General features: G+C 35.5%; 17 protein-coding genes. 5 read left to right on the forward strand and 12 right to left on the reverse strand.

The genetic code is table 11. The features are described 5' to 3' along the window. Nucleotides 1–53 precede the first annotated feature (53 nt). Nucleotides 54–482: a GNAT family N-acetyltransferase gene (locus tag H0I41_RS09245; protein ID WP_428844860.1), complete on the reverse strand. Its 429-nt coding sequence runs from the start codon at nucleotides 480–482 to the stop codon at nucleotides 54–56. Between the two features lie 67 nt (nucleotides 483–549). Here H0I41_RS09245 and H0I41_RS09250 point away from each other — a divergent pair, with 67 nt between their 5' ends. The 3 genes from H0I41_RS09250 (at nucleotide 550) to H0I41_RS09260 (ending at nucleotide 3,730) form a co-directional block, all read left to right on the forward strand. Beyond that, complete coding sequence (locus H0I41_RS09250; RefSeq protein ID WP_011161461.1) at nucleotides 550–1,599, forward strand: IS30-like element ISLjo1 family transposase; 1,050 nt, start codon at nucleotides 550–552, stop codon at nucleotides 1,597–1,599. Nucleotides 1,600–1,933: 334 nt separating this feature from the next. Next, nucleotides 1,934–3,277 (forward strand): MFS transporter, encoded by a 1,344-nt coding sequence (locus tag H0I41_RS09255; protein ID WP_127795741.1) that lies wholly within the window; start codon nucleotides 1,934–1,936, stop codon nucleotides 3,275–3,277. Nucleotides 3,278–3,331: 54 nt separating this feature from the next. Further along, nucleotides 3,332–3,730, forward strand: a complete 399-nt coding sequence (locus tag H0I41_RS09260) for an iron-sulfur cluster biosynthesis family protein (protein WP_014567957.1) — start codon at nucleotides 3,332–3,334, stop codon at nucleotides 3,728–3,730. 285 nt (nucleotides 3,731–4,015) lie between these two features. Here the strand turns inward: H0I41_RS09260 and H0I41_RS09265 are convergent, their stop codons facing one another. Together H0I41_RS09265 and H0I41_RS09270 are read right to left on the reverse strand one after the other, a co-directional pair. Continuing rightward, complete coding sequence (locus tag H0I41_RS09265) at nucleotides 4,016–5,797, reverse strand: adenine deaminase C-terminal domain-containing protein (RefSeq protein ID WP_086874528.1); 1,782 nt, start codon at nucleotides 5,795–5,797, stop codon at nucleotides 4,016–4,018. A gap of 2 nt (nucleotides 5,798–5,799) precedes the next feature. Continuing rightward, nucleotides 5,800–7,149 carry an NCS2 family permease gene (locus H0I41_RS09270; protein WP_135014622.1) on the reverse strand — a complete coding sequence of 450 codons (1,350 nt, stop codon included), beginning with the start codon at nucleotides 7,147–7,149 and terminating at the stop codon, nucleotides 5,800–5,802. A 176-nt stretch (nucleotides 7,150–7,325) separates the two neighbouring features. Between H0I41_RS09270 and add the strand changes: the two genes are divergently transcribed. Next, nucleotides 7,326–8,345: an adenosine deaminase gene (gene add, locus H0I41_RS09275; RefSeq protein ID WP_086874530.1), complete on the forward strand. Its 1,020-nt coding sequence runs from the start codon at nucleotides 7,326–7,328 to the stop codon at nucleotides 8,343–8,345. Between the two features lie 316 nt (nucleotides 8,346–8,661). Here add and H0I41_RS09280 read toward each other — a convergent pair whose 3' ends face one another. Further along, entirely contained in the window at nucleotides 8,662–8,868 is a 207-nt protein-coding gene (locus H0I41_RS09280) for a damage-inducible protein J (RefSeq protein WP_086874531.1), read from the reverse strand. Between the two features lie 437 nt (nucleotides 8,869–9,305). Here H0I41_RS09280 and H0I41_RS09285 point away from each other — a divergent pair, with 437 nt between their 5' ends. Continuing rightward, nucleotides 9,306–11,168 (forward strand): endonuclease MutS2, encoded by a 1,863-nt coding sequence (locus tag H0I41_RS09285; RefSeq protein ID WP_135014618.1) that lies wholly within the window; start codon nucleotides 9,306–9,308, stop codon nucleotides 11,166–11,168. Nucleotides 11,169–11,253: 85 nt separating this feature from the next. Here the strand turns inward: H0I41_RS09285 and H0I41_RS09290 are convergent, their stop codons facing one another. The 8 genes from H0I41_RS09290 to rpmH form a co-directional block, all read right to left on the reverse strand. Beyond that, entirely contained in the window at nucleotides 11,254–12,807 is a 1,554-nt protein-coding gene (locus tag H0I41_RS09290) for a ClC family H(+)/Cl(-) exchange transporter (RefSeq protein WP_135014616.1), read from the reverse strand. 99 nt (nucleotides 12,808–12,906) lie between these two features. Beyond that, the gene (gndA, locus tag H0I41_RS09295) at nucleotides 12,907–14,295 is read right to left on the reverse strand and encodes an NADP-dependent phosphogluconate dehydrogenase (protein WP_061400312.1); all 1,389 of its coding nucleotides are present in this window, start codon (nucleotides 14,293–14,295) and stop codon (nucleotides 12,907–12,909) included. 145 nt (nucleotides 14,296–14,440) lie between these two features. Further along, nucleotides 14,441–16,249, reverse strand: a complete 1,809-nt coding sequence (gene spxB, locus H0I41_RS09300; protein ID WP_135014614.1) for a pyruvate oxidase — start codon at nucleotides 16,247–16,249, stop codon at nucleotides 14,441–14,443. Between the two features lie 244 nt (nucleotides 16,250–16,493). Next, complete coding sequence (gene mnmG, locus H0I41_RS09305) at nucleotides 16,494–18,392, reverse strand: tRNA uridine-5-carboxymethylaminomethyl(34) synthesis enzyme MnmG (RefSeq protein WP_135014612.1); 1,899 nt, start codon at nucleotides 18,390–18,392, stop codon at nucleotides 16,494–16,496. A 7-nt stretch (nucleotides 18,393–18,399) separates the two neighbouring features. Further along, the gene (gene mnmE, locus H0I41_RS09310; protein WP_135014610.1) at nucleotides 18,400–19,785 is read right to left on the reverse strand and encodes a tRNA uridine-5-carboxymethylaminomethyl(34) synthesis GTPase MnmE; all 1,386 of its coding nucleotides are present in this window, start codon (nucleotides 19,783–19,785) and stop codon (nucleotides 18,400–18,402) included. Between the two features lie 110 nt (nucleotides 19,786–19,895). Then, on the reverse strand, nucleotides 19,896–20,771 hold the full coding sequence (locus H0I41_RS09315) for a YidC/Oxa1 family membrane protein insertase (protein ID WP_004896344.1): 876 nt from the start codon (nucleotides 20,769–20,771) through the stop codon (nucleotides 19,896–19,898). 1 nt (nucleotide 20,772) lies between these two features. After that, nucleotides 20,773–21,141, reverse strand: a complete 369-nt coding sequence (rnpA, locus tag H0I41_RS09320) for a ribonuclease P protein component (RefSeq protein WP_023600099.1) — start codon at nucleotides 21,139–21,141, stop codon at nucleotides 20,773–20,775. Nucleotides 21,142–21,189: 48 nt separating this feature from the next. After that, nucleotides 21,190–21,330, reverse strand: a complete 141-nt coding sequence (gene rpmH, locus H0I41_RS09325; RefSeq protein WP_003648141.1) for a 50S ribosomal protein L34 — start codon at nucleotides 21,328–21,330, stop codon at nucleotides 21,190–21,192. Between the last annotated feature and the right edge of the window lie 485 nt (nucleotides 21,331–21,815).

Raw genomic sequence — 21,815 nt, forward strand, 5'->3', positions numbered from 1 at the left:
AAAAACGGTCAGTGAACATCATCCACTGACCGTTTTTTGGTCTCTTTATTAAGTTAATGCAAAATCATTTTTTCTTTAGTCTCTTCTACAAATCCACGACTCCGATATAATCTTTTCGCCTTGATATTTGTGGAAAAGACCTCTAAAAAAGCGGGACGTTCTAAGCAAGGAATTACAGTGTCCAGTAATTTACCACCAATTCCTCTTCCTTGAAATCCATTTAACACATAAATATAGCCTAGTTCGTTTTCTCTAAAAGCCACAAAACCTACTATTTTGCTATCAATCACAGCCACATAAATTGTTTCCGAAAACAGTTCCTCTTTATACACTGCCACTTCAAGTGGAGCATACAGATCAACCGCATTACCTACAATTAATTCTTGCATTCTGGCTTGATCATGTACTTTGCATAATTGAACATAGTCTATATTTTTATATTTCGCTGATTGTAAAATTAAATTGAACACTTGATAAAAAATAAAAAGTCCATTCGGACCTGTTTGATAGAATGTTAATAACCACAAAAACTTTCTATTGGAGGTCAAAATGGACTCTTTACATTCTACCATGAACCAGCACGTTAAAGGCAAGCATTTATCATTTGAAGAGCGAGTTATTATTCAATTGCGTTTGAAAGATGGCTATTCTTTGCGTGCAATTGCCCGTGAACTTAACTGTTCTCCTTCTACTATCAGCTATGAGGTTAAGCGTGGCACTGTAAAACTGTATCATGGTAAAGTCAAAAAATATAAGGCTACTCAAGGGCATGATGCATATAAAGCTCATCGTAAAAATTGTGGGCGCAAATCAGACTTTCTCAGGAAAGCTCAATTCATGCGCTATGTCCACAAGCATTTTTTTAAAGATGGCTGGTCGCTTGATGTGTGCAGTAATCGTGCTACTGCTGTTGGCGAATTCGCTAGCAGCGATGTTGTCTGCACCAAAACTCTTTATAATTACGTTGATCAAGGCTTATTAGGAATTTATAATTACGACTTGCCAGAGAAGCTTAAACGCAATACTAAGCTTCATCGTATTCGCAAAAATAAGAAAAAACTTGGCAGAAGCATTGAAGAACGTCCTAAAGAGATCAATAAACGTAATGAATTCGGTCATTGGGAATGCGATTTAGTTCTCGGACATAAGAGCAAAGATGATGAGGTACTGCTAACCTTATCTGAGCGTATGAGTCGTGAGTTTTTAATTCTTCGTATTCCTGACAAGACTTCTGTCAGTGTCATGCAGGCCTTTAAAGAACTCCAAAGGCAATACAGCGAACATTGGAATGATATTTTTAAAACCATTACCACTGATAATGGCTCAGAGTTTGCAGATCTTTCCAACCTAGAAAAAGTATCCAATACACTGGTTTACTATGCCCATCCTTACACTTCTTGTGATAAGGGAACAGTTGAAAGACACAATGGTCTTATTCGCAGATTCATTCCTAAGGGAGAAGCAATAGCTAACTATTCTTTACAAGACATCATTAATATTGAAACCTGGTGCAATTCTTTGCCAAGAAAGATACTGGCCTATCATACACCAGATGAAATCTTTGAAAGAGAATTAGATCTAATCTATCAAGCAGCTTAACTAAAAGTGTTCAATTTATTATTGCAATTTGCGTATTTTTATATTTTCTAATAATTACTTCTTCTGACATAACTAACCTAATTTCTATTTAAAACATCAGGAGAAATAAACTCCTGATTAATGGCCAAATTGGCTAGCTTTTCTACGTAATCTCATTATCTTACCTGCTTTCTTATTTTTAACAATATTAATATATTATTAATATCATTGTCAATATTTAATTTAAAATTAATATATTTTTGCATCCATTAAAGTTTTTTGTTAGGGTGGAAGATATACTTATATTTTTTAAGGAGGACTTTTTCGAGTTAATCTAAGTGCTTTAACTCATATTATGCAAAAAGAAAATTTGAACAATACAAATACTATCAAAGAAAAAAAGAACTATAAAAAGGCTCCGCTGATGCCCATTCATCTACGGGTATTTACTGCTGTATTATTAGGGCAAATTGCCTGTGGTTTTTCCCTAGGTATTTCTGGGACTGCTCTTTCTAGCGCAAGTAAATATATTACAATCAGTGATCTATGGACTGGATTAATTGGTGCCGGATCTTTAATAGGTTTAGCGGGAAGCATCTTAATTGGACGCCTATCTGATAAAATTGGCAGACGAAAATTATTAATGCTAAATATGTATATCCTAGGATTTCTATCATTAACCCAATTGTTAACTAATAACTTAATACTTATTTTTATTATTAGAATTCTGATTGGTTTAATGATTGCTGTCGACTATACAGTGGGAAATGCTCTCTTAACAGAATGGCTGCCTAAAGGCGAAGATAGTAAAAGACAAAGCCATCTTCTTATTTATTGGACCATTGGATTCATTGCTTCATATTTAACAGGAACCTTTATTACTGGCTTTGGTTCTTATAATTGGCAAATCGTTTTATTTACCGGTACAATTCCAGCGTTTATTGCCGCTATATTTAGATCCATTTTCCCCTTACCTGCTTCACCAAGTTGGCTTGCTAGTCGTGGTAAAGTGAAAAAAGCTAACAAAGTTATCAAAAAACATATGGGACATAAATGGGGCCTTCCTCAAAAATTAAAAAAGGCTAAACCCGTCAAGGAAGTCTCTTGGACAATATTATTTTCCAGGAAATATTTGCGACAAACTTTAGTCGGTGGCCTTTTCTATGCTTGCCAAGCCTTTGCATTCTTTGGTATCAGTATTTTTCTTCCGATTCTCTTACAAAGTATGCATGTTACTGATCAAAAAATTTCTGGCATTATCTATAATGGCGGTATGTTCATTGGGGTACTTTTTGGAATTTTAATTTTTAACAAAATTAGTCGACGTGCATTTTTAATTAGTAACTTTTTACTCTCAAGTCTCTTGATTGGTTTCCTAGCAATCAATAAAAATATTAATTCCAATATTCAATTGATTATCTTTTGTATATTTGCAATTGTTTTATCGTCTGGATTAGTACTTGACTACCCTTATCCAACTGAGCTATTTGATATTAAAGTTCGAGGAACAGGAGTTGGAACTTGTATCACGATTAGTCGTTTTGGGGCAGCAGCTGGTACTTTCCTATTGCCTATTTTAACTAATCTAGGTGGAGCACATCTGGCAATGATCACTTGTGCTTTTGTTCTCTTTGCTGCCTTTATCATCTGCTTAATCTGGGCTCCTGAAACTTCACCCCAATTCAAACAAAATAATTGATTTGATACTACTTTTTTCTAAAATTAAGTATTAGAAAGGATTAGGGTGATTTCTATGGTAAAAATGACAATTAGCCAAGATGCAATCGATTTTCTTAAAAACCGTGGTTATAACAAACATGAAATACTTTTAATTGTTGATGGCGGTGGTGGCGACTACTCAATTGAAGGCGGATCATGTAATATCGGAATGGATTATTCATTAATCTCACTTGATACAATGAAGCACGATCCACGCTACTCAGTAAAAATTGAAAATAATGCTAATTTTGAAATTTATACTTCGGATTACGATTTAGCGTTTCTCGGTGATAACTTGATTCTTGATATTCACGATACTACCTTACGTTTACGTAATGATTCGGGCATCTTAACTGGCGCCGTAAAAATAGCAAAGGCAAGTTTTTTAGCAGAAAGAGCTAAAGAAGGAATTATTGATCAAAAAAATTGTTAATAAATAACTTTTACTCTCAAATATAATTTTGAGAGTTTTTATTTACTTTAAGTAGGTAGTAAACAAAAAAGTTCTGCATTTATTTTCTAAAACACTCTCTAAAAACAAGAATCCTATCTTGCTTGATCAATTTAGACATAATAACGCCAAAAAAATTCATGGCCTAATTTTGAGTGACACTACACTATCGCATATTATTAAATAGCTTTTTCTACGTAAAGCAAATCGCTATACAGACTTTTATATATTTGATTTTTAGAGCTTAATATTTTTTACAAAGTGGGTTTATTTTTCTTCTAATTTTAAAATCGGATCAAAGTATGCCAATTTGGTGTAATCAACTGCTCCTCCATCAGTAATAGCCAAATCTGGAATTGCTGTAATAGGTAAAAATGATAAATAGAAAATTGGATCAGGCAAATCACTACCAATTGCTTTAGCAGCTTCTTCTAGTTCCCTTTCTTGCTCGGCTAATTTCTCCGGTTCTAAATCAGAAACAATGCCTGCTACTGGTAATGGTAAAAATGATACAACTTGACCATCAACTACAACAACTTGGCCACCTTGTTTTTCAATTAAGGCATTCACCGCTAATGCCATATCCTCATAGTTGACACCAGCTACTACAATATTGTTATCATCTGGTGAAGCAGTAGTAGCAATTGCACCTTTTTTAAAGGACCATCCTGAAATAAATCCCTTAGATTGATTTTGATTAATTCCATATCTTTCAATCACAGAGACAACAGCCACATCTTTTTCAACACTAGGTTCAATTACTCCATCTTTAATATCTAGAGTAACATCTTTTCTCTTCCTTACAAATGGTCCAATACTATTGATTGTTTCTACTTTAGCCGTACCTTCATTCACAGGAACACAATACTTAAAGTCATCAGCTTTCATAAGCGGATGTTTAACTGTCTTACTTAATTCTGCATTTCTAGTGGGAACTTGATAATTAAATTCATTTTTATGATTTAAAGTAATAATTTCTCCTTTACTGATAACTGTTTCAACATTGAAAGTACCAGGTTGATCAATTAATAGAATGTCAGCATCTTTGCCAGGAGTAATTGAACCAACATAATCATCAATCTTATAAGCTTCAGCCGCATTAATAGTAGCCATTTGAATTGCAGCCATTGGACTAACACCTGCATTAATTGCAATGCGAACCATATGATCAATATGCCCATGTTCTAAAATTCCACGTGCATTTACATCATCGGAGCAGAAACTAGTATGACGCCTTACTCCAGATGCACCTTCAGTAATCGCACGAATATTTTCTTTTAAGAATTTAGTAACTGCGGATTCTCGAATTACTACATGAACTCCTTTACGTGCTTTTTCTAAAAATTCTTGATGATCATAACTCTCATGATCAACTCTTACCCCACTCATTAGGAATTCATTTAATTCTTTCCCACGAGCCATTGGTGAACAACCAAATATTGCTTGATGATTATTTCTAGCCAACGTCAAAGCATCTAGTGTAGTTGAGTCTTTAGTTTGAACAGCTTCGCGAACAGTTTCCCAGACACCCCAGCATCTAGGATCTCTCTGATATTTCTCATGATCTTCACTAGTTACATCGTAAGCAATAGTAGACTTAGGAATAGTGTAAGGTGTGCGATATGGCAAGCCCCAAAATACCTTTAAAGGCGATTGATCTACCTCTTTAAAAATATCCTTTAATCCGTCTACTCCAATAACAGAAATATATTCATCAAATCCTGTAACAATACTAGTGGTTCCATGTGGTACCACAGCTTGTGCAAAACGAGTCATACTCATCTTGCTACATTCCACATGAATATGACAATCAATTAACCCAGGAACCAAATATTTATCAGTTGCGTCAATAATTCGAGTATTTTCACCAATATAGTCTTTAATATCAGAATCAACTGCAATAATACGTTTTTTATAAATGGCTACATTAGCTGGATAATATTCTTCAGTATTTACGTTAACCAACGTCCCACCAATTATCACCATATCTGCTTTAATTTTTGCAGCCCCTGCATCAATATATTCACTTAGTAATTCTTTTGTTAGCATCATTAGCTCCTAGGCAAAATATTCAAAACATATAATAAGATAATAAAAATGACCAGCATCAACCACATTAAAGGACTAACTTTCTTACGCTTGCCAGCGGCTGTCATAAACAAAGGATAGGTCAAAAATCCAAAAGCAATACCGTAACAAATATTGTAGGTTAATGGCATCCCTAAAATCACAAGAAACGACGGTAAAGCCACTTCCAATTTATCCCACTGAATTTCTTTTAAAGAAGAAGCCATTAAAACCCCAACTATGATTAAAGCAGGTGCAGTAACATTTGAAGTTACAACAGTTAAAAATGGCGAAAAGATCATACTTAACATGAAAAGCAATCCAGTAACAACCGCTGTTAAACCTGTCTTTCCTCCAATAGCAATCCCAGCAGAAGATTCAACATAAGCTGCTGTAGGAGTAGTCCCCATAACTGAACCACCTAACATAGAAAGTGAGTCAGCCATCAATGCACGACCAATTCTAGGCATCTTGCCATTTTTCATAATACCTGCTTGCTGAGCCAAGCCGATCAATGTACCTGCAGTATCAAAAAATGCAACCAAGAAGAAAATTAGGACAACAGCCCACATCTGTGGACTAGTCATTGCTGAAAGATTCATAATTCCTATGCCAAGAGTTGGTTTTAAACTTGGCGCAAGAGAAATAAATTGACTAGGCATTTTAATTAAGCCAGTTCCTAAGCCAAGAAGAGTCGTAGCAACTAATCCATAAAAAATTGAGCCAGGAATTTTTTTAGCCATTAAAATCCCAGTGAAAAAAAGACCAAAAATAGTTAACCAAGTTGTAGGAACAGTAAATGAACCAATTCCTACTAAAGAAGATTTATTGGCGACAACCAATCCACCTCCTTGTAAACCAACAAAAGCAATAAATAACCCAATTCCAGCTGCCATGGCATATTTCAGATCTTGAGGGATTGCATCAATGATTTTCTCACGTATCTTAAGAAATGAGATCATTGTAAACAAAACTGAAGCTACAAAAACACCTGCCATCGCTTTTTGCCATGGAATACCCATAGCTAAAACTACCGAATAAGTGAAAAAAGCATTGTCCCCTAAACCTGGCGCAATTGCAATAGGATAGTTAGCTAAAAATCCCATCAAAAAACATCCCAGAATTGCAAATAAGGCAGTTGCTGTAAATACTGCCCCCTTATCCATACCAGCTGCACCTAAAATACTTGGGTTAACAAATAAAATATATGCCATAGCCATAAACGTTGTTAAACCAGCCATGCTTTCCTGCCTAACTGTAGTCTTATTCTCTGAAAGATGAAACACTCGATCCAGGACTCCAGTCAAACCATTTGCGTTAACTCTTTCTTCCAAATTTTTTACCTCCGAAACAGTAAATAAACAAACTTAACTCGATTCGAATTATCACATACATTTTTAAGCGATGCAAGTTTAATAATTCGTGTTTTAAGCTTGACTAAATAAAATTTAATAGATACTATGTTTGTAAATCGTCAAAAAAAGAACATTTATTTTGGAGGTTATTGTAAATGTCTGTAAAGGTTAGTAAAGAATTTGTACAAGGTTTACCTAAGGCGGAGCTTCACGTTCACATTGAGGGTACTTTAGAACCCGAATTAAAATTAAAACTTGCTCAAAGAAATCATGTTGATATTGGTCAATCTACTATTCAAGAAGTTAAGGATTCATACAAATTTACTGATTTAGCATCATTTTTAGCAGTTTATTATCCTGCAATGAATGTCTTAGAAACAGAACAGGATTTCTACGACTTAGCAATGGACTATTTACATCGTGCTGCCAAAAATAATGTTCGTCATGTTGAAATATTCTTCGATCCACAGGCACACACTAGTCGTAACATACCTTTTGAAACCGTAATCAATGGTTTATACAAAGCAACCGTTGATGCACGTGCTCTTAATATTGATGCGCGCTTAATTATGTGTTTCTTACGTGATTATTCACGTGAATCTGCTCGTAAAACATTAGAAGAATCTCTAAAATATCAGGATAAATTTATTGGAATAGGACTTGATTCTGACGAACACAATAATCCACCAATGAAATTTTTTAATCAATTCACTGATGCTACTACTCATAATCTTCACATTACAGCACATGCAGATATTGACCAAAAAAATTCTATTGAACATATCAGAGAGCTTCTTGAAGTAATCGGTACTGAAAGAATAGATCATGGAACTAATATTGTAGAAGATCCAGACTTAGTTGAATACGCTGCTAAAAATGAAATTGGTTTTACCGCTTGCCCTCTTTCTAATTCTTTTGTTTCTCCTGAAATGAAAGGTAAAGAAATACTTGAACTATTAAATAAAGGTGTAAAAGTCTCTATTCACTCTGATGACCCAGCTTATTTTGGTGGTTATATTTCTGATAATTACTATGCCCTTGCTAAAAACTTTGATTTAAATAAAGATCAAATCGTCCAATTAGCTAAGAACTCTTTTGAAACTTCATGGATTAGTAATGAACAGAAAGCTCTATACCTAAAGCAAATCGATGATTATGTAAGAGTAAATGAATGATAAAAATATTTTTACCATCAAACATATAAAGTCTCGACAAACACAAAAAGAGAATCCTTTGATATCAATGTCATTAAGTTACGACATCGTTTAATATCAGGATTCTCTTTTTTACATATTGATTAAAGTACACGTGGTGCTAATTAAATCGTTTTAGTTAGCAAAAAAGGAGTCGCGTAACCTTGACTCCAAAATAAAAAGTACATAAGACTTATTTCTATAAAGTTTTATTATCTACATAAATTAGAATGGGTACTCATCCCAATTAAATATATTTACCCCTATGCCGATTTTTAAATCAACTAGTCGAAAAACTTTACTCATCTAGCCGTTTCTCTAATTCAGGATAAGACATTGTTCCCTCTAATTTATTAGTTTTTAAATCATCTATTGCTTCTTCAATAGAGTTCATTGTTTTCACATTAGGAATGTCCCGATATTTTGGAAGAGCAGGATCTGCTAACGCTTTGCTAGCCTTTTGTTTTATACCGGCTGAGATTCTATTATCAACTCTTGTGTCCACCTTGATCACCTCTATAATAGATGACTCATAAAGACCTTATTTAACAAAAAAGACGGTCACTAAGACCGCCCACGCTCTGCATGACTAAACTCATGTTTCGCAATATCTTTATTCCTAATTTTATTATACCACTGGCAATTGTAAAGTCGGTGATTTTTATTTGCCGAAAACTCATTAGAATCAACTCGACTTCTTATCTTTTTTATTCGTTCATCAAATTATTTTATACTCTACTGCAAAGATATTGATATACGCTTAATTCTTTTCTTCCCCCCCCAGTGCTTTTTTCGAAAAAATGTTATATCATTAGAATCAATAATTTAGAAAAGGACATATTGCTATATGATGCTAATTGTATTTTAGTCTCAAGGGACTAATTTACCTTCCCTTGAGAAAACCAAATTTAAAATCTATTTTCTTAAGGAGAAAAATAAAAATTGAATAATACTGACGAAATCGAATTTTCACGTGTACGTAAACTTGTAGCTCACTATGCTGTTTCACCAGAGGCTAAGGAGAAAATTTTAGCTCAACCACTTGCAAATAAGTTAGTCAAAGCAAATGCGTTATTAGATGAAACGGAAGAAATGGTCTGGATTTTAGATCACGGCCTACACATCCCTTTTATTAATTCAGATGCTTTTACCCCAATTATCAATAAAGTGAAAAAGGGATATATCTTAAAGCCTCGAGAACTAGAACAAGTTGCCGACTTTATACGGGTTACCCGCTTATTAGTACGCTTTTTTGATAAACAAAGAAGTAACGTTCCGATTATGGCAAGCTATTGTGATAGTCTAACTATTCTCGATAAATTAGAAGAAGTAATTTATCGAGATATTGAACGCGGAGAGGTTTCAGATCGAGCCGATAAAGATCTGACTAAACTACGCCAAAGAAGTAGTAAATTAAATACAACTATCAAGGAAACTCTACAGAAATACTTGCAGACAAAAAAGTACCAATCAATGTTGCAAGATTTTCAGATTATTCAAAAAGATAATCACTATACTCTTCCTGTTAAGACAAGTTTTAAGCATACTTTTGGTGGAAATATTATTGATCAATCTAATAATGGGACCACTGTTTTCATTGAGCCAACCAAGATAATTCATCTTACCCAAGAAAAAACTACAGTCGAAAATCAGATTTACTTAATTGAATCTCAAATTTTGGGAAATTTAACAGCAAAAATCTATAATGAGCTAACTCATTTTGAAGCCAATCTTACTGTTATTGTTGATCTAGATTGTATCTTAGCACGCGCAAAATATTCGCATGCTATTGGTGGCAAACGACCAATTTTAAATGAACAAAATGAGCTTCAATTGAACGGAATGAAGCATCCCTTGTTAAGTAATCCCGTTCCTCTATCCCTTAAGTTAGATCCAACTAAACATGGCTTAATTATTACTGGACCGAACGCAGGTGGGAAAACTGTCACACTCAAAACTGTTGGCTTAGCCACTGCAATGACTGAATTTGGTCTCTTCTTACCTAGTGCAGCACCGTGTTCCATTCCGCTTATAACAGAAATTTATACTTCAATTGGTGATCATCAAGACTTAGATAACTCTCTCTCAACATTTTCTGCTGAAATGAAAAAGATGGCAGAGATTGTTCAAAAGGTCACCCCAAGCAGTCTGATTTTGTTAGATGAATTAGGTAGTGGAACGGATCCCAATGAAGGTGCAGCTCTTGCCATTGCTATTTTACAAACCCTGCAACTAAAAGGTTGCCTCATCTTAGCAACCACTCACTATAGCGCTATAAAAGATTATTCAACTACAAATCCTGCTTTTATTACGGCAGCAATGGATTTTGACTTACAAACTCTACATCCCACCTATAAACTACTTTTAAATCAAGTAGGCGCCAGTCGTGCTCTCTGGATTGCAGAAAAAAGTGGTATGTCAGAAGCCGTACTGTTAGAAGCTAAAAATTTTTTAAACACGGGAATCTTTCCTCTAAAACAAGCTAATCTTAAATTTAAGAATAAGCCGAAAAAAGTTAAATCCCTACCTTCTTTTAAAAAGGGTGATCGAATTAAAGTACCAAAATATCACCAAGAAGTACTCTTTTATGAGAATGCTGATATAGCGAATCAGATTGTGGTTTTCGTTAATAGAACTTTTGAGACTGTACCCTTAAAAGGAGCAAAATTAGTTCGAAAAGCTGAAGAACTTTATCCTGCAGGTTATAACCTTGATTTATTATTTGTTCAAGATTGGCAAGAATATAAACTAAACAAGGATTTAGATCGCGGTTCTAAAAAGGCCTGGAAGAAGTTGAAAAAGTAATAACACAACTATTTAAATAATTATAAAAATAAGCTCTCCAGCTTACTTTAAGCTAGAGGGCTTATTTGTGTTTATTCAGATATTTTTATCCATCAAATTCTACGCCTTGCAGTTCTTTCATTGCATCATAAGCAGCTGATCGTTTATTATGATCGACTCCCAGAATTAATAAATCTCCTGCTACAATTACGGTATCTCCGTGAGGAATTATTTCTCGACTTCCTCTTCTAATAGTTCTAACAAGTACATTATCTGGCCATTTAATATTCTTAATTTCCTGATCTACTAACTTACTATTTTCATATACTGGGATATCTAATTCATCTTCTTCACCTGATATCGGCTGTAAACGTGTTTCTGGCAGCATGGCAGCTGCTAAACTATCATAAATTGGCTTTCCACCAAGAATTTGATCAATTAAAAGTGCAATAAATGCCACAACAGCTAGTGGCATTAAGTGAAGAAGAGACCCCACCATTTCAGTAATCAAAATTATTGCTGTAAATGGAGCGCGAATTATCGCTGCAAAATAACCTGCCATTGAAAAAATTATTAAGTTAATAACTAAGTGTGCAGGCATTAAGCCAAGTTGTACCATTAATGTGCCATAGGTTGCTCCAATTAGAGCCCCCATAGTTAAAATTGGTAAAAATATACCACTAGGTAACCCGGAATCATAAGAAATAATGGAAAAGGCGATTCGCATTACATAGTAAAACGCTAAAATTCCAACTAGTGCCCATCCACTTTGAGTGAGCATTTTTTGTAAAGATAAAATCAAACGATTACCTGGTCCAGTAATTAATGGCCAATAATACATAATTGGAATTAAAAGTGCTAATGGAATTAAACCATGTAGCCAACGTGGTAACCAGGTAATTTTTAAATAGACTTTTTTTAATCCAAATAAACCTTTTTTATATAAATGGCCCAATAATCCAAGAATAATTCCTAAAATTACCAAATGCCAGTACAAATAAATTGGAAATGAATGATCATATGGCATCCCTAAAGCATGGTGTAAGCCAAAAAAGTAGGACACCATAAAATTAGCGGCAATTGCTCCTACCAAGGAATTCATCCAAACTCGCGGAGAAAAATTATGAAAAATTTCTTCTAAAACAAATAGTGCTCCGCTCAATGGTGCTCCAAATGCAGCTGACAAACCACTGGCAGCTCCCGTTGCAAGTAACACCCTTTGATTGTATTTACTTTGTTTTAGCTTCTCACCCACTCCTTGGCCAATGGATGAACCAAGTTGAAGGGATGGTCCCTCAGGTCCTAGAAACAAGCCTGTTCCAATTACTAAGATTCCCCCGATGAGCTTTCTCCACAAAATCTGCCACCATTTAAGTTGGAGCTTACCTTGAAGCTGTAATTTAACTTCCGGAATACCGGATCCTCCAACGTGTGGATACTGTTTAACAAAATATCCCGCTATGATCCCTACTGCGGCTAACCCAAGAACAATTGCAACAAACCAAACTGGATTATTATGGGCCTCTTTAAAAAGATAGAGCCAAAAAGCAGACGTCTTTTCAATTCCAAATCTAAATAGTCCAACTACGGCACCTGCAATTAGTCCTACAATTAATGCCTGCAGCATCAATTTTAGATTATCTTTTTCTTCTTTCCTCATTCTTACTTACCTACATCCCTATTTATTAGATACTGCTTTATTTTAACGCAAAAAGTCACTACATCTGTAGTGACTTTTTTAGTTTCATGTGAAACATTGTTATTTTTCTTCGTACCATTCAGTATGGAAAGTACCTGGACGATCATTTCTTTGGTAAGTGTGAGCACCAAAGTAATCACGTTGACCTTGAATAATGTTTTGAGGTAAGCGTGGATTAAAAATAGATTCCAAGTAATTCAAAGCTGCACTAAGAGTTGGAGTTGGTACGCCAGCATCAGCCGCAATTTTAACCACATCTCTAAGAGCGCCAATATTTTCTTTCTTTACCTTATCAAAAAATGGAGCCTTGAATAAGTTAGGCAAGTCTTTATCAGCATTATACGCAAACTTAATATCATGAAGCATTTGTGAGCGGATGATACATCCAGCTTCCCAGTTTTGGGCAATAGTTGAATAGTGCAAGCGCCAGTTATAAGCTTTTGCAGCCATCGTTAATTGCTCAAATCCTTGACCATATGAAACAGCCATAGCTAAGTATAAGGCTTTTGCAAGTTGATCAACTAAGTCCTTTGGAGCTTTCTCTGGGTCAATCTTTGGTTCAGGATCATTTCTCAAAGTTGCTTTTGACATAAAACGAGCAAGAACGGCTTCTGCAATTACAGTAATTGGAGCACCTAAACGAATTGCATCTTCAAGCATCCAGTTACCAGTTCCCTTATAAGAAGCTTCATTTAAGATATGATCAATAATATGATCATCAGTTAAGTTATCCTTTTGTTTTAAGACCTTAGAAGTGATTTCAATTAAATAAGCTTGTAAACCACCCTTATCCCAATTCTTAAAGATTTCACTCATTTCATCGTTTGAATAATGACCAACGGTGCGGAGAACATCGTATACTTCAGAAATAATCTGCATAATACCATATTCAATACCATTGTGAACCATCTTCACATAGTGACCACTACCTGCTGGTCCAATGTATCCGACACATGGTTGACCAGTTGGAGTCTTGGCAGCCATAGCTTCAAGGATTGGCGCTACTTCTTCATAAGCTTTTTCATCACCACCTGGCATTAAGGCAGGACCGTTCAAAGCTCCTTCTTCACCGCCAGAAACACCCATACCAATGAAGTGAATACCATGCTTTTCCATTTCCTTATAGCGACGATTAGTATCATGGAAATTAGAATTACCACCGTCAATTAAAATATCGCCCTTATCTAAAAGAGGCAATAGTTTTTGTAAAGTTTCATCAACTGGTTTACCAGCCATGATTTGAATCAAGATTTTTCGTGGCTTTTCTAGTGAATTAACAAATTCTTCCCAAGTATAAGTTGGCTTTAAATTCTTATCTTCATATTTTGCTAAAGCATCAACCTCTGGCTTATCAATTGAAAATCCAGAGACAGAGTAGCCATGATTTTTAACGTTTAAGGCAAGGTTTTTCCCCATAACGGACAAGCCAATAACCCCAAATTGTTGCATATTTTTGCCTCCACATATTTAATAAAATTCGTTCATCTACTAGTATACTTTTTTATTATGAATTTCGCACAATTTTGCTTACTTTTTATTAAAAAAATAAAGAGTCCAGCTATGTGAACTCTTTATTTAATTATTTCCTAGGAAATTAATGGCGTGATGCACCTGATGAAGCATCTTCTTTAGCTTCAACTGGCTCTGCTTCAGTATGTTCAGATGCACCAGAAGCAGCATCTGCCTCAACTCCATACTTACCAGCAAAGTAACTAAATGGCTTCAAAGCTTGAGCATCATATTTAGCAACGAAAGCTGGATCGTCTAAAGTATTTAATTCAGTTGAATATGGCATGTCATGAGTAATCTTACAGTCGATCAAAACTGGTCCTTCCATTTGTTGAGCAGCAGCTACTGCGTCTTCAAATTCTCTCTTAGTACGAACAGTAAAGCCTTTTACATTCATACCTTCAGCAGACATAGCCCAATCATTATCAGGAAGTTTTACACCAGATAATGGTTGATGAGACTCATCGACTTGTTCCGCTTCAATATAACCCAAAGTTTCATTTGTGAAGACCACATTAATAATATGCATATTGTAGCGTGCTTGGGTTAAAAGCTCTTGGTTCATCATGGCAAAGCCACCATCACCAGCTAAGTTCCAAACCTCACGCTTTGGATAAATAGTAGCAGCGGCTAAAGCAGCTGGAGCACCATACCCCATAGTTGCATATAAGCCGGAGGTAGTCCATTTCTGATCATCATGTAGGTGCATCAAGCGATCAAAGTTAATATTTACATTACCTACATCTACTGCAAATACGGCATCATTAGCAGCCTTTTTATTGATTACATCAAAAATTGGTTCTACTCTCATTGGGATTTCGTCTGAATCATTAAAGCTCTCAAGCCAAGCTTCCCAGTTTTCACGATCAGCAAGAGCAGCCTTGTATAATGGAGATTCTGCACGCCCTTCACCTGCTTCAATTAAGGCACGTAAAGTTTTCTTGGAGTCAGCTAACATTGGAACAGTTACAGCATGACGCTTACCCAATCTTTCTGAATTAATATCAATTTGAATTACTTTTGCCTTAGGATTGAAGAAGAAGATAGAGAATGGTGAATTGTTACCAACCCAAACTACTAAATCGGCATGAGTTTGAATGTCATTACTTGGCTTAGCACCCACACGACCAATTGAACCCATATATGCTGGGAACTCATCCTCAACAATTCCTTTTCCTAAAACTGATGAGACTAATGGCATCTTAAATTTATCAGAAAATTCCTTTAACTCTGCACTAGCATCTTGGGCACCATGACCAAAGTAAATAATTGGATTTTTAGCTTCTTTAATTAATTCAAGTGCTTTATCAATTTGTTCCTTGCGTGGTGCTGGGAAATTAGGAACAATCTTGTGTGCTGCAGCATTATTACGGAAGTTATCTTCAATCTTATCCCAACCAAAATCTTTCGGTAAGATTAAAACAGCTGGACCCTTCTTTTGATAAGCTTGACGAATTGCTTCATCCATTAAAACTGGAATAGCTTCCGCTGTCTTTGCTTGGTGATTCCAAACAGCGACTGGATCAAACCATGGCTTTTCATCAAAAGCTTGGAAGAAATCAATATCTTGACGACTTGTTGGAACATTAGCAACAATTGCAACCATTGGTGTCTTGTCATATTTTGCATCATAAAGTCCATTCATTAAGTGAACGGCACCAGGACCTGCAGAACCAAAACAAACTCCTACTTTTCCACTAATTTTGTATTCAGCAGAAGCTGCTAAGGCACCAGCTTCTTCATGTCTTACTTCAATAAACTTTATCTTATCTCGCCAATTATGAATTGCATTCATTGTTGAGTCAAATGAGCCGCCTGGAAAACCGTATATATGGTCAATACCCCAGTCATATAAGACTTGGAACATTGCATCTGAGCCACTAATCTTTGTCATAGTCTATAAGCATCTCCTTAATGTTTTTTCTTACACCTTGATTAAAGCACATTTGTAACACAATTGAAAGCGGTTGCTGTGACTACTAGTCCTGTATTTACTCATTATCAAAAATAATTAATTCACAAACTATTTACTCTTCTTTCACAACTTATCATTAGGTAGCAACTTTAAACTGTGATTAAGTGATCATACTCAACAAAAAAAGCAAAAAAATTTTTTATTTTTTTTGCTTTAAAACTAATTATTTATTTTTCACTTTTGCAATTCGGCCTTGTTGAATATATGCCGTTAATATTGCCAAATCAGCTGGATTTACACCAGAAATTCTTTCAGCTTGAGCAATTGACTCAGGACGAATCTTTTCAAATTTTTGACGTGCCTCAGTTGCCAAACTTGGAATTGCGTTGTAGTCAATATCTACTGGAATTTTCTTTGATTCAAGTCGATGCAAACGATCAACCAAGGTCTTTTCCTTCTTGATATAACCTTCATATTTCAATGCAATTTCAACTTGTTCTTTCACATAACGATCAGTAGCTAAAGTTTCACCACTTAATTTTTCAACTGCGTCAAAAGTTACACGTGGTCGCTTCAAAAAGTCTGCGCCGCTAACTCCTGCATTCAAACGATCTTGCTTAACACTAGCTAAATATTCTTGAACCTCATCAGTAGGGTGAATGGTAACTTTCTTAATAGCTTCCATTGCCTGGGAAATAGCTTGCTTTTTATCTTGGAATTCCTTATAACGATCTTCTGAAATCAAGCCTAATTCATGACCTTTTTCAGTCAAACGCAAATCTGCATTATCGTGACGAAGAAGAAGACGATATTCTGCCCGGCTAGTTAGCAAACGATATGGTTCATTTGTTCCTTTAGTTACTAAGTCATCAATTAAGACCCCAATATATGCTTCATCACGTTGTAAAGTAAATCCAGGCTTATTTTGAGCACTTAAGGCTGCATTGATACCAGCAATTAATCCTTGACCGGCTGCTTCTTCATAACCCGATGTTCCGTTCATTTGACCAGCAGTGAAGAGGTGCTTAATATTTTTTGTCTCTAATGTATGCTTTAATTGCCAAGGTTCAATTACGTCATATTCAATTGCATATCCTGGGCGCATTAATTCTGCTTTTTCTAGACCAGCAACACTATGAAGCATCTTCAATTGTACTTCTTCAGGCATTGAAGTAGAAAAGTCACCTACGTATATTTCCTTAGTATGGCGTCCTTCTGGTTCCAAGAAAATTTGGTGACGATCTTTATCTGCAAAACGAACTACCTTATCTTCAATTGAAGGACAGTAACGTGGGCCTACACCCTTGATAACCCCAGAAAACATTGGAGCACGATCAAGATTTGCACGAATAATATCATGCGTTACGGTATTAGTGTAAGTCATATAACAAGACATTTGATCTTCTAGGTAATCACTATCTTTGCTAGTGTAAGAAAAATGTCTTGGTTCTTTGTCTCCAGGCTCTTCTTGAGTTTTTGAATAATCAATAGTATTTCCATCCACTCGAGGAGGAGTACCAGTCTTAAAACGACGTAATTTAAAGCCTAACTTTTCAAGATTTTCAGGTAATTTAATAGATGGAAGTGAGTTATTAGGACCTGAAGAATAAGCCAATTCTCCAATAATAATTTTTCCTCTAGCAGCTGTTCCTGTGGTCAAGACAACGCTTTTAGCATAGTACTTTGCACCAGTATTAGTAATCAACCCTTTACATACTCCATCTTCAACGATCAACTCATCTGCAACAGCTTGACGTAAAGTTAAATTAGGCTCGTTTTCAATTGTATCTTTCATACGCTCATGATATTGCCATTTATCAGCTTGTGCCCTCAACGCTCTAACAGCCGGGCCCTTACCTGTATTGAGCATTCTCATTTGAATATAAGTGGCATCAATGTTTTTACCCATTTCTCCGCCAAGAGCATCGATTTCACGCACAACAGTGCCCTTTGCTGGTCCACCAACTGATGGATTACATGGCATGAAAGCTACCATGTCTAAATTGATCGTTAAAAGAAGCGTCTTTTCTCCCATTCGTGCTGATGCTAAGGCTGCTTCTACTCCCGCATGGCCTGCTCCAACAACAATTACATCATATTCATTTGATTCGTAAGTCTTCATTTTCATCCTACTTTCCAAGACAGAATTGACTAAATAATTGGGTAATTAATTCATCAGGTGCACTTTCACCAGTAATTTCACCCAAAGTATCCCAAGCATTTTTGAGATCAATTTGAACCAAATCTAAAGGCATTGCATCATCAATTCCATTGACAACGTCTTCTAAAGATTGCTTTGCTTTGGCTAATAAACCAGCTTGTCTTTGATTTGTTACCAAGATTTGATTTTGTGAATTTTCTATTCCGCTAAAGAATAATTGCTCAATTGCATTCTCAAGCGCATCCATATTTTCTTGCTTTAAGATTGAAGTTACAATAATTGGATTATCAGTAATTTCTCTTATCATTTCCTGGGAAATTTTTGTGCCTAGATCTTGTTTGTTTAAAATGATAATTCGTTTTTTATTAGCAGTTAAATTTAATAAATTTTTATCTTCGTCTGTTAAATCTTGACTTGCATCCAGAAGTAAAAGCACCAAATCAGCTTCAGCGATAGCTTTCTTTGAACGTTCAACTCCAATTTTTTCGACCTTGCTTTCTGTATGGTGAATCCCAGCAGTATCAATCAGCTTCAGCGGTACGCCTTTAACAGAAACATATTCTTCAAGTGTATCTCTTGTTGTTCCCGCAATATCAGTAACAATTGCCTTATCGTCCTGCGTTAAATAATTTAAAAGAGAGGATTTACCAACATTTGGTCTTCCCACGATAGCCGTTGCTAGACCATTACGGATAATTTTCCCTTCCTGAGCTGTTTTTAGCAATTGATCAATTTGCTTTGAAACTTCTTCGGCCTTCTTCTTCATTTCTTGAGAAGTTAAATCGTCCATATCATATTCTGGATAATCAATATTCACTTCTTCATGAGCCATTGTATCTAAAAGTTCTTGACGCATTGTTCTGATTTTATCTAACAATCCACCAGCTAATTGTGTCATAGCAACTTGACGAGACTTATCCGTCTTAGCCCGAACAATATCCATTACAGATTCAGCTTGTGTCAAGTCAATACGACCATTCATAAAGGCGCGCTTAGTAAATTCACCCGGATCAGCCATTCGAGCACCGTTTGCCAAAAGTAGCTGCAAAATATCATTAGTTACAATCATTCCACCATGACAATTGATTTCAACCATATCTTCTCGAGTGAAAGTTTTTGGTGCGCGTAATACACTAACCATTGTCTCGTCTACAACATCCTTAGTTTTAGGATCAACGATATGTCCATAATGAATTGTATGTGAGGGAACCTGAGTTAAATCTGCTCCTTTAAAAAGTTTATTAGCAATCGCTACTGCATCTTCACCAGATAGACGAACAATTGATATACCTCCTTCGCCAATAGGAGTAGAAATTGCAGCGATTGTATCAAATTGTGTTAATACTTGTGCCATTTTTTCACCTACATAAAATAATCTCAATAAAAAAAGTGCCCACTCCACCACTACAAAAAATAATGATGGATAAAGCACTTTGACTACTTTATCTTCAAATTAAAGATAATTTATTTTTGTTGTTTACGTCCTAAACGTTTGTATGCGCGACGAACTTTGCGCTGACGTTCACGTTCTTCCTTCTTTTGTTCCTCAAGTTCACGTTGATACTTGAATGGATTTTGCAAAATAAAGGTTTGAACTACTTGGAATAAGTTGGAAATCACCCAGTAAAGTGAAATCGCAGATTGGATACCAATTGCTGAAACCCCAATAATAAGGGGCATCAAGTATGTCATTCCCTTAGTCATTCCATTTTGTGAGGATTGGGGCGTTGACATCTGACTGATGTATGTACTCATAAAAGTGAATACAGCCGCCAAGATAGGCATGATGTAATATGGATCGGGACGTCCCAAATCCATCCACAAAAACCGACCATTTTGCAACTGTGGAGTCCGCCAAATTGCTTGATACAAGGCATACATAACTGGCAGTTGAATTAACATTGGTAAACACCCAGTATATGGATTAATACCAGCTTCTTTATATAACTTGCTAGTTTCTTCTTGTAACTTTTGACGTGACTCAACATCCTTACCAGGATACTTTTTACGCAATGCATCCATCTGTGGTTGCACTTTTTGTTGCTTAGCCATGCTTCTAATAGAAATGGCATTCAATGGTAATAAAATTATTCTTACTATAATAGTAAAGATAATGATTGCCCAACCATAGGAATCATGAACTAAACTTGCAATCCAAAGAATAAATTGGGAAATATAGTAAACAATATACCGATCCCACCAATTGCCACTAGTATGAGAAATAGGAGCAACACTTGTTCCATTAGTTGATGCACAACCTGTAACTACTAACGTTAAGGCAAGCATTCCTAAAGCTAATAGAATCAGTTTCCAATTTTTCTTAGACAAATGATTTCTCACTCTACTTTTCCTCAATTTCCGTCTCTTCGCTTGATAAGACCTTAGCCAGCCTTAAAACATGAATAAGATTCTTCTTGGTTCGTCCCATATCAAAATCTCGTGCATAAGGTCGAGCTATTACTAAAAAGTCTAAATCAGGCTTTATCTCTGGCTTAAGTTCTGTCAGTGTAGCACGAATGAACCGTTTGAGGCGATTACGTGCTACCGCCGTATGACCTACTTTTTTCCCAACAGAAATTCCAACGCGAAAATGCTTTTGATTTTCTTTGGGTAAGGTATAGACAACAAAGCCGCGATTAGCCATTGACTGTCCTTCTTTAAAAACTTTTTGAAAGTCTCTCTCAGTTTTTACACGGTAGCTTTTTCTCAATCTGGTTCATCCTTACTTAAATTAAAAAAACCACTGAGCTTCAGTGGCTTAAGCAGATAAGACTTTTCTACCCTTTTTACGGCGTCTTGCTAAAACCTTGCGGCCGTTTGCTGTAGCCATACGTTTCATAAAACCATGAACGCGTGAACGGTGACGCTTCTTAGGTTGGTAAGTTCTCTTAGTTGACATTTAATGTTGCACCTCCGTTTTTCAATGCTTAATAAGCACAATTTCTAAGATAGAATAGCATATTTACGCGAAAAAACCAAGGCCTTATCAAAATTTTCCTAAAAAGAAAAGTTATTTTTAAAGCATTTTTCAAATTATTTTTTGTGGATATCTTTTTTTAAATTTTTTATTTATTTTTTATCAACAAGATCATTCTCAGAGTTATGCACAATTCACACCCTGTTTAGAACAAAATAAACACCCTGTGGAAAATATAACTTATTTAGCATGCAATGTTGATTTATGGCGTATAATAAACTCACACGTTGTTGTGGAAAACTTAAGCCTGAAATTTTATTTCACACTTCGGTGGATTTTTATTTTTATATTATCCACATACCTGTGAATTTGTTAATCCTTTTTATCACTTGTGGAAAACTTATTTAATTCATGCTAAACTTATTTTGACTTATTCTGTGGATAATACGGTATTTGGAGGAATTTTT

The sequence above is a fragment of the Lactobacillus johnsonii genome (genome assembly GCF_014058685.1).
Taxonomy (GTDB): domain Bacteria; phylum Bacillota; class Bacilli; order Lactobacillales; family Lactobacillaceae; genus Lactobacillus.

Excerpts from the sequence above, each read along its gene's own strand:
- H0I41_RS09250 (WP_011161461.1), top strand. The coding sequence starts at position 550 with ATGGACTCTTTACATTCTACCATGAACCAGCACGTTAAAGGCAAGCAT.
- H0I41_RS09255 (WP_127795741.1), top strand. The coding sequence starts at position 1,934 with ATGCAAAAAGAAAATTTGAACAATACAAATACTATCAAAGAAAAAAAG.
- H0I41_RS09260 (WP_014567957.1), top strand. The coding sequence starts at position 3,332 with ATGGTAAAAATGACAATTAGCCAAGATGCAATCGATTTTCTTAAAAAC.
- H0I41_RS09265 (WP_086874528.1), bottom strand. The coding sequence starts at position 5,797 with ATGCTAACAAAAGAATTACTAAGTGAATATATTGATGCAGGGGCTGCA.
- add (WP_086874530.1), top strand. The coding sequence starts at position 7,326 with ATGTCTGTAAAGGTTAGTAAAGAATTTGTACAAGGTTTACCTAAGGCG.
- H0I41_RS09290 (WP_135014616.1), bottom strand. The coding sequence starts at position 12,807 with ATGAGGAAAGAAGAAAAAGATAATCTAAAATTGATGCTGCAGGCATTA.
- gndA (WP_061400312.1), bottom strand. The coding sequence starts at position 14,295 with ATGCAACAATTTGGGGTTATTGGCTTGTCCGTTATGGGGAAAAACCTT.
- spxB (WP_135014614.1), bottom strand. The coding sequence starts at position 16,249 with ATGACAAAGATTAGTGGCTCAGATGCAATGTTCCAAGTCTTATATGAC.
- mnmG (WP_135014612.1), bottom strand. The coding sequence starts at position 18,392 with ATGAAGACTTACGAATCAAATGAATATGATGTAATTGTTGTTGGAGCA.
- mnmE (WP_135014610.1), bottom strand. The coding sequence starts at position 19,785 with ATGGCACAAGTATTAACACAATTTGATACAATCGCTGCAATTTCTACT.
- rpmH (WP_003648141.1), bottom strand. The coding sequence starts at position 21,330 with ATGTCAACTAAGAGAACTTACCAACCTAAGAAGCGTCACCGTTCACGC.